Here is a 1,210-nt window from a genome sequence, read left to right on the forward strand (position 1 = left end):
GAGGACGCGGTCGTCGTGATCCGCGGCGGCGTCGTGCGCGCCGCGGGGTCCCGGGACGCGGTCGGCGACGTACCTGCCGACGCGCCGCGCCTGGACGCGCACGGCCACTGGGTGCTGCCGGGCCTGATCGACGCGCACATCCACCTCAACACCGCCGCCGAGGCGCGCGACGCCGTCCGGCAGGGCGCCACCAGCGCCCGCAGCGGCTCCACGAACTTCTACCAGGACATCGCCGTACGGGAGTTGGCGCGCCAGGTCCCCGAGAGCGCCCCGCGCCTGCGGGCCGCCGGGATCTTCGTGACCCCCGACCTCGGCGACACGGTGCTCGCCGATCCGGACCTGACCCCGCTCGCCCGCCTCAAGGACGGCGTGCGCTCCGCCGCGGCGCTGCGCCGCGTCGTCGAGGTGAACCTCGCGCGTGGCGCCGACATCGTGAAGACCCGGGTCAACGAGCGCGCGGGCCTGCCGGAGCAGGACCCGCTCGCCCAGGTGTACTCGCACGAGCAGCTCTCCGAGGTGGTGGCGGCCGCCCGGCGCGGCGGCAAGGGCGTGCTGTGCCACAGCTACAGCGAGCAGGGCTGCCACGACGCGGTGACCGCGGGCATCCGCTCGCTGGAGCACGGGGTGTTCGTCGCGGAGCGCACGCTGCACGAGATGCGGCGCCGCGGCACGTACTTCACGCCCACCCTCACCGCGATCGCGGGCCTCGCCGACTCCTCGGACCCGGTACTCGCCGAGCGCGGCCGCGCCTACCTGCCGATCCTGAAGAAGGCGGTGCTGGACGCGCACGCGATGGGGGTGCGGCTGGCCGCGGGCACCGACTCCTCGGGCGGCTCGATCAAGCCGATCGGCCGCGAGATCGAGCTGATGCGCGCGGCGGGCCTGTCCGCGCTCGACGCGATCCGCACGGCGACGACCGGTGCGGCGCACCTGCTCGGCCTGGACGGCACGGCAGGGCGTCTCACGCGCGGCCACGCGGGCGACGTCCTGCTGGTCCCGGGCGACCCGCTGGCCGACGTCTCCGTCCTCACGTCGCCGTCGCGCGTGGTGCGTTCGGGCATCGCGCTCTGACCGCTCCCCCGGCTCACCCCTCCCGCGAGGGCTCGCCCCCTCCCGTCAGAAGGAGAAACCGCATGACTCCCCCTCCCTTGTCCCGGCGCGGCGTCCTCGCGGGTGCCGCCTCGCTCGGCGCGGCCCTGACCCCGGCGGC

General features: G+C 75.9%; 1 protein-coding gene. It reads left to right on the top strand.

The window, feature by feature from the left end; genetic code table 11:
• Positions 1-1,071, top strand: a 1,071-nt coding sequence (locus G3I40_RS42105) for an amidohydrolase family protein (RefSeq protein ID WP_164560072.1), incomplete at its 5' end; no start/stop codon positions are given.
• Positions 1,072-1,210 lie beyond the last annotated feature (139 nt).

Source organism: Streptomyces sp. SID14478 (genome assembly GCF_010548525.1).
GTDB lineage: Bacteria > Actinomycetota > Actinomycetes > Streptomycetales > Streptomycetaceae > Streptomyces.